13 protein-coding genes are annotated in these 12,833 nt (G+C 67.9%); 4 read left to right on the top strand and 9 right to left on the bottom strand.

Translation table 11 applies throughout. The features are described 5' to 3' along the window. Positions 1–57: 57 nt before the first annotated feature. From KIH27_RS13055 to KIH27_RS13040, 4 genes are all read right to left on the bottom strand, one after another. A complete protein-coding gene (locus KIH27_RS13055; protein WP_214093385.1) occupies positions 58–732 on the bottom strand; it encodes a hypothetical protein in 675 nt (224 codons plus the stop codon). A 501-nt stretch (positions 733–1,233) separates the two neighbouring features. Continuing rightward, positions 1,234–1,839: a hypothetical protein gene (locus tag KIH27_RS13050; protein ID WP_214093384.1), complete on the bottom strand. Its 606-nt coding sequence runs from the start codon at positions 1,837–1,839 to the stop codon at positions 1,234–1,236. A gap of 345 nt (positions 1,840–2,184) precedes the next feature. Then, the gene (locus tag KIH27_RS13045; RefSeq protein ID WP_214093383.1) at positions 2,185–2,787 is read right to left on the bottom strand and encodes a hypothetical protein; all 603 of its coding nucleotides are present in this window, start codon (positions 2,785–2,787) and stop codon (positions 2,185–2,187) included. A gap of 927 nt (positions 2,788–3,714) precedes the next feature. Further along, positions 3,715–4,386: a hypothetical protein gene (locus KIH27_RS13040; protein ID WP_214093382.1), complete on the bottom strand. Its 672-nt coding sequence runs from the start codon at positions 4,384–4,386 to the stop codon at positions 3,715–3,717. A 320-nt stretch (positions 4,387–4,706) separates the two neighbouring features. On the opposite strand from KIH27_RS13040, the gene KIH27_RS13035 reads away from it, so the two are divergent. Further along, on the top strand, positions 4,707–5,321 hold the full coding sequence (locus KIH27_RS13035) for a type II toxin-antitoxin system PemK/MazF family toxin (protein ID WP_214093381.1): 615 nt from the start codon (positions 4,707–4,709) through the stop codon (positions 5,319–5,321). A gap of 6 nt (positions 5,322–5,327) precedes the next feature. Here KIH27_RS13035 and KIH27_RS13030 read toward each other — a convergent pair whose 3' ends face one another. Then, positions 5,328–5,756: a CBS domain-containing protein gene (locus KIH27_RS13030; protein WP_214093380.1), complete on the bottom strand. Its 429-nt coding sequence runs from the start codon at positions 5,754–5,756 to the stop codon at positions 5,328–5,330. A 285-nt stretch (positions 5,757–6,041) separates the two neighbouring features. Here KIH27_RS13030 and rpsT point away from each other — a divergent pair, with 285 nt between their 5' ends. Continuing rightward, complete coding sequence (gene rpsT, locus KIH27_RS13025) at positions 6,042–6,302, top strand: 30S ribosomal protein S20 (protein WP_214093379.1); 261 nt, start codon at positions 6,042–6,044, stop codon at positions 6,300–6,302. A gap of 63 nt (positions 6,303–6,365) precedes the next feature. Here the strand turns inward: rpsT and holA are convergent, their stop codons facing one another. The 4 genes from holA to KIH27_RS13005 all read right to left on the bottom strand — a co-directional run bounded on the left by holA (position 6,366) and on the right by KIH27_RS13005 (position 10,383). Further along, the gene (holA, locus tag KIH27_RS13020) at positions 6,366–7,328 is read right to left on the bottom strand and encodes a DNA polymerase III subunit delta (RefSeq protein WP_307856870.1); all 963 of its coding nucleotides are present in this window, start codon (positions 7,326–7,328) and stop codon (positions 6,366–6,368) included. Between the two features lie 12 nt (positions 7,329–7,340). After that, positions 7,341–8,858, bottom strand: coding sequence for a ComEC/Rec2 family competence protein (locus KIH27_RS13015; protein WP_214093442.1), 1,518 nt, complete (start codon positions 8,856–8,858; stop codon positions 7,341–7,343). A gap of 53 nt (positions 8,859–8,911) precedes the next feature. Continuing rightward, a complete protein-coding gene (locus tag KIH27_RS13010; protein ID WP_214093378.1) occupies positions 8,912–9,757 on the bottom strand; it encodes a ComEA family DNA-binding protein in 846 nt (281 codons plus the stop codon). A gap of 95 nt (positions 9,758–9,852) precedes the next feature. Next, entirely contained in the window at positions 9,853–10,383 is a 531-nt protein-coding gene (locus KIH27_RS13005) for a DUF4352 domain-containing protein (protein WP_214093377.1), read from the bottom strand. A gap of 99 nt (positions 10,384–10,482) precedes the next feature. On the opposite strand from KIH27_RS13005, the gene KIH27_RS13000 reads away from it, so the two are divergent. Both KIH27_RS13000 and KIH27_RS12995 read left to right on the top strand, forming a co-directional pair. Then, a complete protein-coding gene (locus tag KIH27_RS13000; protein WP_214093376.1) occupies positions 10,483–11,643 on the top strand; it encodes an acyl-CoA dehydrogenase family protein in 1,161 nt (386 codons plus the stop codon). A gap of 7 nt (positions 11,644–11,650) precedes the next feature. Continuing rightward, positions 11,651–12,754 carry an acyl-CoA dehydrogenase family protein gene (locus tag KIH27_RS12995; protein ID WP_214093375.1) on the top strand — a complete coding sequence of 368 codons (1,104 nt, stop codon included), beginning with the start codon at positions 11,651–11,653 and terminating at the stop codon, positions 12,752–12,754. The last annotated feature ends 79 nt before the right edge of the window (positions 12,755–12,833 follow it).

Raw genomic sequence — 12,833 nt, 5'->3', positions numbered from 1 at the left:
CTGATCAGCCCAATCACGCTGCGCCGAACTCGGCGCCCCCGGCGCACCCCCGCTGTCTCAGAGGGACAGATCGAACGGGATCGTCCCCTCGACGACACTATTCGCGCCCAGGAAGTCCAACTCGCCGAGCGCGCTGTTCCAGCTGAACCCGCCCAGGACGTCGCCGCTGGAGTTCTCGAAGAGGAAATTGTCGATGACCGCTTCCGGCCCCGGGCTTCCGCTGGACATCAACTCCGGGCTGTTGAAGAACTGGTTGACGATCCCGCTGCCGGAATTCCAGGTGTCCCAGGTGGTATCGGTGTTCGGGTCGAAGACCTGCAGGTTCGTGGAGGAGCCACCGCCGTTGGTCTGGTCCCATAGCAGGTGGTCATCAGTATTGGTGGGGGTAGGGACCGCCGAAACCGACTCGGTACCACCCTCGTATGTCAGCGCCCCGTTCTTGCCCATTTCATACACGGGCAGCAGGTAGCTGCCGCCCTGGTCGTACATGAAGTTCTGCGCCGGCGGCGGGAAGCCGTCCATCCCACTCACCGCCACCGGGGTCTGCGCCCCACCGGGGACGATGGCGTTCGACCCGGTAAACGGGTCGAACGGGATCGTCGTGTCCGGCCCAGCGTACGCGGCCCCTGCCGACAGCACGGCGAATGCGCCCGCGGCTGCCGCGGCTCCGGTGATGACGCCCATACCGGCCAACCGGCGGCGTCGCTGTGTGGTGTTCTGCAAACCGTCCATGATCGAGGTCCTTAGTCAGGGTTGTGGTGATCGCTGGTGATGCGCCGTACGGCGATGAACTGTGCGATGTGACGAACCCCCTGCCCACCGGGCGGACCCTCCGGCGTCGCGACGGTTCAGCGGTGTCGATCGGGGAATCCGGCGGCACCGCGCCCACTGCGTGGTGCCGTCGGACCCACCCGCCCCCCGACAGGTTGACCGTGGGCCGAATAGCTCGGCCGCTGCGGCTCGGAAGCCCACATGAAACTGTGATTCAGAACACTACGCTCGGCTGACACACGGCACAAGGCTACGTTCACATAATTTTTCCGTGGACATTTGACGCAGTCTGATGCGATGGACATGAGCAGCGATCACGCTGGTCACGGTTGGAAAAACCAGCCGCACAACCATGCAAGTGAATAATTTACCGTTATCGGACCGATGATCACAGCAAACTTACAGCAACATGAAAAGAAACCCCCGGAGGCGGAGCCTCCGGGGGTTCGTCGTGGCTTGGACCTACGAGAAGTCGATCGAGTCCAAGCCCCAGTAGCCCATCATGTCGTTGATGCCGTTCTCCATAAAGTTGGACGCGTCAGCCCAGACAGAGTCACCGCTCAGCGCGGCATCCCAACCCATCGTCCCGCCCGCGTTCCCGAACAGGTAGTTGCTCGCGTCCGCAGCGTCGATCTGAGCACCGTCGTTCACCAACGCGTACAGCAGCACATTGCTGGCGTCGGTGAACTGCACCAGTGCTCCGTTGAACACGTGGAACGAACCGATGGTCGAGCCGAACTGATCCTCCCAATTCACGCCACCCAGGAAGGACCCGAACAGGTTGTTGGTGTTGTCGTCGTCACCCAGGATGGTGGACTTGAGGATGGTGTCGAACGCCTCGCCGCCGTCGGCAACTTTGCCGGTGCCCACCTGCACGAAGTCGTCGCTGCCGAAGCCTCCGAGGGAGGCACCGGTGGCGAAGAGCCAGTTCATCGACTGGATCTGACTGTTGAGCACTGGGGCCCAGTCGAAGGCGGGAGTCTCAGTCTCAGCTGCCGCCAAAGGCGCCAGGGCCAGTGCTGCACCGGCGGCGAAGGCGCCGACGACGCCGATCTTGCGAATGTCCATGTTCATGCCTCTCAGATGTTGACCGACTGACGGATTCCCGCTGTCGATTGCCCCCCAGTATCCTGCTGAAACCCTGAATGAACATAACGAATCGGTGAATCTGCCACAAATGCCACTCTTATGTGGTAGTCGCAGAAGCAGTCCTTTTCGTGGGGTTTTGCCGTTGACGAGTGACGATCGTCACGGTCCACGTCCCTGTCAAACACCTTCAAACCACACCATCGACACAGCGAGAGCGCTGGGAACCTCCCGCCGGTCGGGCAAGGAGGTTCCAGAAGCGACGACTTCAACACAAAACCCCCGGAGGCACGCCTCCGGGGGTTTCGTCACGCTCTCCGGCTGGTGTTACAGCGCACCGAGGTCGAAGAAGCCGGCCAGGTCGCCCATGCCGTTGTGGAGGAACGCGTCCGCCGTGTCCGAAACGGAGTTGAAAGCGCCGGTCGAGTCGTACAGGGCGGCGTCGATCGACTTGTCCGAACCGAACAGGTCGGTCAGCACACCGGCGTCCAGCATGTTGTTGTTCTCCAGGCCGTACAGCTCGGTGTTCAGCGCGTCATCGAACTGAACCAGCGCGCCGTTGAGGTCGTTGTAGGAGCCGGGGTCACCGGCCAGGCCGGCATTGACCGGGTCGACACCGTAGGTGAGGTAGTCGAAGGTGGTCGGGACGGTACTGGTGGTGCCATCAGCCACCGTGGTGCCCTGGACCGTGTCGATGTCTGCCGCGTTGATCGTGTCGAACGGGTTTGTGGCCGAGGCCGCGACGACGTCCTTCGAGTCGCCCGCAATCGCGGTGTTCGCTTCGAAGAGGAAGTTCATCGACTGCTGCTCGGCCGAGACCAGGCTGCTCAGGTCAGGCGCGGCGGGGGTGTCCGCGGCCGCCAGGGGCGCCAAGGCCAGGGCTGCGCCGGCGGCGAAGGTGCCGACGACACCGATCTTACGAATATCCATGTTCATGCCTTTCACGATGTTGACCGGCTGCCGATTCCCCGCCGCCGGTGTGCCCCCAAGCGTGTTGCCGAAAGCCTGAGCGAGACTAACGATTCGTTAAATCTCCGGCAAGCGAAAAACTCATGCGTCGTCCATGCGATCCGTCTATTTCATGGACTTTTACCGTCAGCCAGTGGCGATCATCACGCTCCAGCAGGCAGTTGACACCTCCGCGCACACAAAACTCAGGATGATTTCCCATATTCAGCGCGCTTCCAGAATGTATTCAGCTAGTTGTCAATAAAGAACGCTCTGCGCGCCGACGGTCAGCACCATGAGGTGCCGTCAACGGTTCGTTGACCTGCGCGGGCTCTCATGCCAAGTGTCGGAGTCCCTTAATTCCGACCGGGGCGATGCGACAACAGGCGGCGACATGAGGGACAAACCAGCCCAGCGCCTCCCGCACCCCTGGCGTCACCGTGTCCACACGTCTCAGACATTTCAGATCCGACGTAGCGGAATGAACTCCCCCGCCAGATCCGCACGCACCCCACCGGCCGAACAGGCCATTCGCAGCACGATCACCATTGCCAGCAATTTGACATCGAACATTCAAGTTAATGCATGATCGATTGAAATATCTTTTCTTCAAGTCGAACGCAAGAAAGTTCACATGAATGTGTCCACCCCCACTCTGCGACCCAGTCGGCGGATGGCACGTTCGGTGCGCGTCCAACCGGGGTCGAGCGCCCGCCGACAACGCCCGACGGCAGGACGCCGGCCGGTCGGGCCAGCCCGGTTCAGTCACGCTGCCCGTAGCCGTCTAACCACAAATCCCGTGTCCGTCAACCGGGGCCAAGCCCCGCACCTTCGGGCTGACCATCTCGGCCACAGAAGGAGCCGGGCGCTAGGCACCCGGCTCGTCCCGATGGGGGTTAGAGCACTCGACTACGGCGCCGCATCGCTGATCGAGAACATCCCGAGCAGGTCGGACCAGGCGGACGACATCAGGGCGCCCTGCAGATCCGACAGAGCGCCGCTGAAGGCACTGAAGCTCGTCGGATCGACAGCCCCGGTGGCACCGATGTTCAGCGCTTCGATCGCGTCGTGCAGCCCGCCGGTGGCCGGAATCCCGGCGCCGCTCAGGTTGGTGTACAGCGAGTCGGCGATCTGCGTCTCATACCCGCCGGCCCCCAGCGTCTGGTTCAGCCCCAGCATGTGATCAAGCTGGACCTGCGTCATCGCCTGGCTGACCAGCTGTGCCTCAGTGAACCGGGAAAACGCCCCGTTGAAGATGCTGTCCTGCGGGTCGGTCGCATCACCCGAGAACAGCACCTTGCTGGGGTCCATGTTGAGCTGCTGACCGACCCAGTAGTAGATGTTCTCCTGCATCGCGACGTCATGGTTGAACAGGCTGTTGTCCTGGCCGACCTGCGCATGGATCAGCGCGGTGTGCGCGTCGTCGTACCCCGGGTTCGGCGCAACCCACGACGTCATCAGCGCAACGTCCTGCTGCTGCGCGTCCGCGTCCACGTGGTCGGCGACCCCGACCACGCCGAGTGCGGCGGCGGTCAGTCCGGTGAGAGCGGCGACTCCCCGTCGCCCGTGTTGTGCAGTCATAACTTCAGCCCCTTAAGTAGCGAAATCTTGATTGACCTGTGCTGTGTCGAATCGCGATGACTTAATAGGCACCCCCTGACTCATGCCGGAGAACACTCCGAGCAGTGGGTTTCCGCCTCGGGTCGGCCCCCGCCGACTCCCCCCGCTTCGAAAACCTCGATGTTAATGAGTGATTCAGAACACTACGCTCGTCGTTAACTCGAGGCAATGCTTATCTTCCTGTCAGCCTCCTGTCGGTTCCTCGCTCAGCTGGACGACGCTGCGTCCGGGTGTCCGACGACGCACCGGCGGCACCCGGAATCGCTGGCTATGCTGCGTAAATGGCGTCCCCGCGCAAGCCCCGATGGCGATCGGTGCAGCGGTTCGCGGAGAACCTGGTGTTCAACGACGCGCCCCGGTTGCTCCGCCAACTCGAACAGGTTCCGTTCGTGCAGCAGCGCATTCAGCAGGGCATCGAACAGGGCATCAAGATCGGCCTGGAGGTGCTGGCCGGTGCCGCCGGCCCGTCGTCACCGGAGATCCCGGCCGGCCGGCCGGTGACCCGCAGCAGCGTCCCGACCGCGCACCGGGCCCGTCGGCTCGTCTACGCCCCCGACCTCAACGGCCGGGCCGACCCGGGCGAGGTCGTCTGGACCTGGGTGGCCTACGAGGACGACCCGAACCAGGGCAAGGACCGGCCGGTGCTGGTCGTCGGGCGCGACCACACCACCCTGCTCGGGCTGATGCTGTCCAGCCAGGACCGGCACGCCGACGACACCAACTGGGTGGGCATCGGCTCTGGCGACTGGGACGGGGAGCACCGGGCCAGTTGGGTGCGTCTGGACCGGATCCTCGACGTGCCCGAGGAGTCGATCCGCCGCGAAGGCGCCGTCCTGGCGCGTCCGGTGTTCGACACGGTGGCCGCTCGGCTGCGCCGCGACTACTCGTGGAGTTGAAGCCGGTCAGCCCTGGGCGATGTAGTCGCGCAGCTGGGCGTGCTCGGCCTGCAACTCCTCCATGCGGGACTTGACGATGTCGCCGATGCTGACGATCCCGGCCAGCCGGCCGTTCTCCAGCACCGGCACGTGGCGCACCCGGTGCTCGGTCATCAGCACACTGACGTCGTCGGCGGAGTCGGCCTTGGTGCAGGTGGCGACCAGCCGGGTCATGATCGCCGACACCGGCCGGGCCAGCACGCTGGCGCCGTGCGCGTGCAACTGGCGCACCACGTCCCGCTCGGAGGCGACCCCGGCGACGCCGTCCGGTCCGGTCACCACCATGGCGCCGATGTTGTGCTCGGTCAGTCCGGCGATGAGTTCTGCGACGGTGGCCTCCGGGTGGATGGTCACCACCGCCGCGCCTTTGTTCCGCAATACGTCCGCGATCCGCATCGGAGCCTCCACGGTAGTGATCTGCTTCACACCAGGTTACGGCGATTCCCCTGGCTGTGGGCGCTGATCGGGGAACCGGCGGTCAGACGGCGGCGACTTCACGCACCGCGGCCAGCACATCCTCGTCGAGGTCGACGGTGATCGGCGCCGATTGCTACGGTCGTATCGCCGCGTCGCCGGCTACACCTTTTTGGGAGTTGCCGCGGCAACTGGTAGCCTGAACAGCCGTTGCCCGCTGTACTGGCGGTTGAACCCAACTCATAAGTTTTACGAAGGAATTACTCCGTGGCCAACATCAAGTCGCAGGTGAAGCGCAACCGGACCAACGAGCGCGCTCGGCTGCGCAACCAGTCGGTGAAGTCGGCGGTGCGCACCGCGATCCGCGCCTTCCGCGAGGCCGCCGAGTCCGGTGACAAGGACAAGGCCGGCGAGCTGCTGGTGTCGACCAGCCGCAAGCTGGACAAGGCCGCCAGCAAGGGCGTGATCCACAAGAACCAGGCCGCCAACAAGAAGTCGGCGCTGGCGCAGGCCCTCAACCGGATCTGATCTCGCGCGACCGCGCACACCGGCCCCCGTTCCCAGGAACGGGGGCTTTCGTGTCGGTTGACCTCAGTGGTCGGCGAGTTCGGCGACTTTGCGCACCGCGGACTCCAGCGCGTAGCCGGCGTCGGCGGCCATCCCCTTCACGTCGGCGTTGAGCGCGGCCACCACCCGCACCGCGTCGGCGATGCCGTCCCGCGACCAGTGCCGGGCCTGCTTCTGCACCCGCTGCACCCGCCACGGCGGCATGCCCAGCTCACCGGCCAGCCGGTAGGGGTCACCGGACTGCGGCTTGACCAGGGCGATGGCGTGCACCGCCTCGGCCAGCGCGTCGGCGAGCACCACGTGCGGCTCACCGCGGATCATCGCCCAACGCAGCGCCTCGGTGGCGCCGGCGACGTCACCGGCGACCGCCTTGTCGGCGATGTCGTAGCCCTTCACCTCGGCTTTGCCGCTGTGATAGCGGCGCACCGCGGCGGCGTCGACGTGCCCGTCGGTGTCGGCGACCAGCTGTGAGCAGGCCGCCGCCAACTCCCGGATGTCGGAGCCGACGGCGTCGAGCAGCGCGGTGACGGTGGCGTCGTCGACCTTGATCTTGGCGCGACGGAATTCGGCGCGGACGAAGTCGGTGCGCTCCGCGGCCTTGGTGATCTTGGCGCAGCGGTGCACCTGCGCGCCGAGCTTCTCCAGCTGTCCGGCCAGCGCCTTGGCCCGCCCGCCGCCGGAGTGCACCACCACCAGCACGGTGCCCTCCGGGATGTCGGCGGCGGTCGAACCGATCAGCGCGACCGCATCCTTGCCAGCCTCAGCGGCCGCTTCGAGCACCACCACCCGTTCGTCGGCGAACAGTGACGGGCTGAGCAGCTCGGCCAGTTCACCGGCCGCGACCTCACCGGCCCGCAGCCGATCCACCGGGATGTCGGGGGTGGCGGCCTGGCCGCGCACCGCCCGGAGCACGTCGGCGACCGCGCGTTCGACCAGCAGTTCCTCATCGCCGAGGATCAGGTGCAGCGGCGACACCGGTTGGCTCACCCGGCAATCGTGTCACGCAGTGCCGACACCCGCCCACCCGGTCAACACCTCGGCGAGCGACCAGGCCAGCAGGCACGCACCCAGCACCGCCAGCACCCGGCGGCCCCACCTGAACCGCCACGCCAGCACGATCAGCACCGCGGCGCCGCTCACCCCCAGCACGCCGGGCAGCCCGGCCGGAACCGGCACGGTGGCCGCCGGTGTCCCACCGGTCCAGTGCGCGACCGCGTCGACCCACCACAGTTCCGGCCCGGTGAACCGGATCAGCAGTTGCGCGCCCGCCGGCCACCATCCGCACAGCACCGCCGCGGCGCTGCCCAGAATCGTGATCGGGGCGATCACCGCCGTCACCGCCAGGTTGGCCAGCGTGCTGACCAGGCTGACCCGCCCGGAGATCCCGGCGATCAGCGGGGCGGTGACCAGGTTCGCCGCCCACGCCACGCAGACCGCGGCCGCCAGCGGCTTCGGCCAGCCCCGCGCCACCAGCCGCGCCGACCACACCGGTGCGATCAGCACCAGCGCCGCGGTGGCGATCACCGACAGCCCGAACCCGACGTCGACGGCCAGGTGCGGCGCCAGCACCAGCAGCACCAGGACACTGCCGGCGAGGCTCGGGATCGCCTGGCGGCGCCGCGCCGACAGCACCCCCAGCAGTGCGATCGCGCCCATCACCGCCGCCCGCAGCACACTGGCCGTCGGCTGCACGACGATCACGAACGCCACCAGGGCCACCGCCGCCAGCACCGCGGCGGCCCGCGGCCCGATCAGCCGTGCGGCGAACAGCACCGCGCCGCAGACGATGGTCACGTTGGCACCGGAGACCGCCATCAGATGCGTCAGGCCGGACGCCTTGAACTCCCGGCCGGTGGCCGCGCTGACCGCGGCGGTGTCGCCGAGCACCAGCGCCGGCAGCAGCCGGGCCTGTTCGACGGGGAGCACCTGCCCGGCCACGGCGGCGAACCGCACGCGCACCCGATGCGCGGTACGCGCCACCGGCCCGGCCGGGCCGCGCACCGGGTGCCCGGCCGCGGTGAGGGTGGCCACGGTCAGGTCGTGTCGGGTGGGCCGGGCGATGCGGGCGGGGAAGGTCAGCGGCTGGCCGACCATGACGTCGTCGAAGTCGCTGCCGGCGGCGAAGACCACCACCCGGCCGGAGGTCGCCCGGCCGTCGAACCGCTGCACGGTGGCGCGGAACAGCACCCGCCGGGCGCCGGACTGCAGCGCGCTCTCGGTGGGGGTGACCGTCACCTCGGTCGTGGCGCCGAACGCCGCGGTGATCGGGTGGGCGGCGATCGCATGGGTCCGCAGCGCCACGGCCCAGCCGAATCCCGCGCCGGTCACCGCCGCCGCGGCCGCCACGGTGCCGGCCAGTCGCAGCACGGGCCGGTGCAGCCGTCGCCCGCACCAGCACACCAGTCCCGCCGCCGCAGCCGCCAGCGCGCACAGCAGCGCCAGCACCCCGCCGATCGGCCAGACGATCCCGGCGGCGGCCACCGCCCATCCGGTCAGCGCCGCCGGCACCAGTCGGATGTCGAGGCGGGCCGCCGGCTGCAGTCCCGCGGGCGCTGGTTGCTGCGTCACGATCAGACGCGGACCAGGGCCCGCAGTTTCTCCAGCCGCCCGGGTCCGATCCCGTCGACGTCGCCGAGCTGGTCGACGCTGGCGAACCGGCCGTGCTTATCGCGCCACGCCACGATCGCCGCCGCGGTCACCGGTCCGACCCCGGGCAGCGCATCAAGCTGGTCGACGGTCGCGGTGTTGAGGTTGACCGGTGCACCCGGTTTCGCACCGGGTTTAGCCGGGCTCGGTGGGCTGCTGGTCCGAGGGGTGTCCGGTTCCGGGGTACCGGCGCTCACCGAACTGCCCAGGGCGGGTGGCCGCCCCGACGGCGGGGCGATCCCGACGACGATCTGCTCCCCGTCGATGAGCGGGCGGGCCAGGTTCAGCCCGATGGTGTCGGCGCCGTCCAGCGGCCCGCCGGCGGCGGTCAGCGCGTCGGCGATCCGGGCTCCCGGCGCCAGTGTGGTCAGGCCCGGCTTGTGCACCAACCCCACCACACTGACCACCACCTGGTCGGCGCCGGGCGGGTCGGTGTCGGTGCGCGGGCTAGAGGTCGAAACCATCTCCACCGCAGGCAATTTCGCGGACATCACCGGCTCCGGCCGGTCCCGCACCACGGTGAACACCGTGACCAGCACGGCGATCACCGCGATCCCGGCCAGGGCGATCCCGCCGGCCCGACCGGGGTCGGCGCGCACCCGGCTCAGAAAGCCGTCACCGTCCGCGGCGTCGGGCAGCCACTTCGGCAGCAGCGAATTCGGATCCTCTTCGGCGGTGTCCGGGCCGGTGTGCGGGTCGGCGGCGTCGTCGTCGCGGGAGAGCAGACCGAGCCGCCGCTGCAGCCGTTCCCCGGGCAGTTCTGTTGACATGGGCCGAACGTAGGCACCGGGGCCGTCGCAGCCCGCCACCGAAAGCCCTTACGGGGCCGGGTCTGTGGATCAACTGCAGACTGTGAACCCACCGGTCAGGGGTTCAGCCACTCCCCCACGTCGCGGGAGATCCCCGACGACGGCGAATACCGGACCTTCGTCGCCGACACCCCCGGCGGCAGCGCGAACACCACGCACCCGGAGGCCGAGGAACCCGCAGCCAGCAGGAACCAGCCGTAGGTGAAGTCCTGGCACTCGACGGCGGTGGCGAAATCCGCCTGGTAGGTCTCGTTGTTGGAGCCGATCACCGACACGTCGCTGTTGCTGTTGCCGACGATCGTCGTCGTGCCGGTGTTCTCGATCCGCAGCTTGGTGGCGACATAGGTCTTACCGGGGGCGCCCCAGTCGTTGGGGACGGTGGCCGGGGAAACGACCTCGGTCAGCGTCACCGCGATCTTCTGCCCGCCGATCCGCATCAGATCCAGGGTCTGCCCGACGTGCGCGACCGGTTTGGGCGCCGGTGACTGCGACGGGGTGCCGGCGGGAGCGGTGGCCTGCGGCGGCTGGGTGACACACCCGGCGAGCAGCGCGGCGCACGCCGACAGTGCCGCCAGCGACCTTTTCATGTAGGCCACCTTACAAAAGGTGGTCCCGCTCCACACCGGCGCGAGGCAGATTAGGGTGCATACCAGCTTGCGTGTCCACCCCGATACCAGGAGTCCGCCGTGCAACTGGCACTCACCGACGAAGAATCCGCATTCCGCGACGAACTGCGCACCTTTTTCACCACCGAGATTCCGGCCGAGATCCGGGACCGGGCGCGCCGCGCCGAACTGAACTGGCCCGACGACGTCATCACCGCCCAGCGGATCCTCAACGCCCACGGGCTGGCGGTGCCGGGCTGGCCGGTCGAGTGGGGCGGCAAGGACTGGACGACGATCCAGCACCAGATCTGGCTGGACGAGTTGCAGTTGGCCTGTGTCCCCGAGCCGCTGAACTTCAACGTCAAGATGGTCGGGCCGGTGATCGCCGAATTCGGCTCGCAAGCACTCAAGGAACGGTTCCTGCCGGCCACCGCGAACCTGGACATCTGGTGGTGCCAGGGCTTCTCCGAGCCGGACGCCGGCTCCGACCTGGCGAGCCTGCGCTGTACCGCGGTGCGCGACGGCGACAGCTACGTGGTCAACGGGCAGAAGACCTGGACGACGCTGGGCCAGTTCGCCGACTGGATCTTCTGCCTGGTGCGCACCGATCCGCAGGCGCCGAAGAAGCAGGCCGGCATCTCGTTTCTGCTGTTCCGCGTCGACACCCCCGGGGTGACGATGCGGCCGATCAAGCTGATCGACGGCGGCTACGAGGTCAACGAGGTGTTCTTCTCCGACGTGCGGGTGCCCGCCGATCAACTGGTCGGACAGGAGAACCACGGCTGGGCGTACGCGAAGTTCCTGCTCGGCAACGAACGCACCGGGATCGCCGGGGTGACCCGCACCAAGGTCGCCCTGGCCGAGGTGAAGGCGCGCGCGGCCGACAGCGGCCTGCTGACCGATCCACTGTTCGCCGCCCGGCTGGTGGAAGCCGAAAACGAGTTGCTGGCACTGGAACTCACCCAGGCTCGGGTGGCGGCCGGTTCCGCCGACGGCAAGCCCAACCCGGCGTCGTCGGTGCTCAAGCTGCGCGGCAGCCAACTGCAGCAGGCGGCCACCGAACTGCTCGTCGAGGTCGCCGGCCCGGACGCGCTGCCGTTCGAGGCGGGCGACGACCTCGCCTCCCCGCGGTGGGCTCAAGCCGCCGCCCCGCACTACCTGAACTACCGCAAGACGTCGATCTACGGCGGCAGCAACGAAGTGCAGCGCAACATCATCTCCTCGACGATTCTGGGATTGTGAGGCAGCCATGGACTTTCAACTGAGCGACGAACAGGTTCTGCTGCGCGACACCACCCGCGCGATGCTGGCCGGGTACGACACCGAAACCCGCAACCGGGTGATCGAGACCGACCCCGGCTGGGATCGGGAGATGTGGAAGCAGTTGGCCGACACCGGGATTCTCGGGCTCGGCTTGGAGCCCGAGGTGGGCGGCCAGATCGAGGTCATGGTGGTGCTCACCGAGATCGGCCGTCAGCTGGCGCCGGAGCCGGTGGTGCACGCCGCCCTCGGCCCGGGTGCGGCGATCGTCGAGGCCGGCAGCGACGCACAGCGGGAACTGCTCGACGAGGTGGTGGCCGGCGATCGGCTGCTGGCATTCGCACACACCGAGCCGGGCATGCGCGGCACCACGGCCACGGTGTCGACTTCGGCCGTGCAGCAGGGTGATTCATGGCTGCTCAGCGGCAAGAAGAACCCGGTGCCGGCCGGGGATTGCGCCGACACCCTGGTGGTCAGCGCCGCACTGCCCGACGGCGGCACCGGCCTGTTCCTGGTCGACGCCGCCGCGGTGACCCGTCGGCCGTTCCGGATGTTCGACGGGCTGCGCGGTGCCGAGATCGACCTGGCCGACACTCCGGCCGAGCCGCTGGGCACCGGTGGTGACGCGAGCGCCGTCATCGAGCGCACCCTGGTCCGCATCTCGTCGGCGCTGTGCGCCGAGGCGGTCGGGGCGATGGAGGAGGCACTGCGGCTGACCACCGAATACCTCAAGACCCGCAAGCAGTTCGGCGTCACGCTCAACACCTTCCAGACCCTGACCCAGCGTGCCGCCGACATGTACGTGTCGCTGGAGTTGGCCCGCAGCATGAGCATGTACGCCGCGATGTCGATCGCCGACGACAACCTCGACCCGGTTATCGCGGCCCGGGCCAAGCTGCAGATCGGCCGGTCCGGGCGCCACATCGCCCAGGAGGCCATCCAGTTGCACGGTGGGATCGGCGTGACCTGGGAGTACCCGGTCGGGCACTACGCGGCCCGGCTCACCGCCATCGAGCACACCCTGGGGTCCTCCCAGGATCAGCTGCACGTGCTGATCGACCGGCTCGGCGACTACGACCTGGTCAAGCTGTAGCCGCTCCCCGTCTCCGCCGAACGTGCACAATTCACCGGCCCCACCGGGCTGTTGCGGAATTGGTTTGGTCGGTGGGGTT

The organism is Mycolicibacter acidiphilus (genome assembly GCF_018455725.1).
In the GTDB taxonomy this organism is placed as follows: domain Bacteria; phylum Actinomycetota; class Actinomycetes; order Mycobacteriales; family Mycobacteriaceae; genus Mycobacterium; species Mycobacterium acidiphilum.
The sequence above is the reverse complement of the archived record's forward strand: the minus strand, read 5'-3'. Positions and strand labels throughout refer to the sequence as shown.

Excerpts from the sequence above, each read along its gene's own strand:
- KIH27_RS12995 (WP_214093375.1), top strand. The coding sequence starts at position 11,651 with ATGGACTTTCAACTGAGCGACGAACAGGTTCTGCTGCGCGACACCACC.
- KIH27_RS13005 (WP_214093377.1), bottom strand. The coding sequence starts at position 10,383 with ATGAAAAGGTCGCTGGCGGCACTGTCGGCGTGCGCCGCGCTGCTCGCC.
- KIH27_RS13030 (WP_214093380.1), bottom strand. The coding sequence starts at position 5,756 with ATGCGGATCGCGGACGTATTGCGGAACAAAGGCGCGGCGGTGGTGACC.
- KIH27_RS13035 (WP_214093381.1), top strand. The coding sequence starts at position 4,707 with ATGGCGTCCCCGCGCAAGCCCCGATGGCGATCGGTGCAGCGGTTCGCG.
- KIH27_RS13010 (WP_214093378.1), bottom strand. The coding sequence starts at position 9,757 with ATGTCAACAGAACTGCCCGGGGAACGGCTGCAGCGGCGGCTCGGTCTG.
- KIH27_RS13040 (WP_214093382.1), bottom strand. The coding sequence starts at position 4,386 with ATGACTGCACAACACGGGCGACGGGGAGTCGCCGCTCTCACCGGACTG.
- KIH27_RS13050 (WP_214093384.1), bottom strand. The coding sequence starts at position 1,839 with ATGGACATTCGCAAGATCGGCGTCGTCGGCGCCTTCGCCGCCGGTGCA.
- KIH27_RS13045 (WP_214093383.1), bottom strand. The coding sequence starts at position 2,787 with ATGGATATTCGTAAGATCGGTGTCGTCGGCACCTTCGCCGCCGGCGCA.
- KIH27_RS13055 (WP_214093385.1), bottom strand. The coding sequence starts at position 732 with ATGGACGGTTTGCAGAACACCACACAGCGACGCCGCCGGTTGGCCGGT.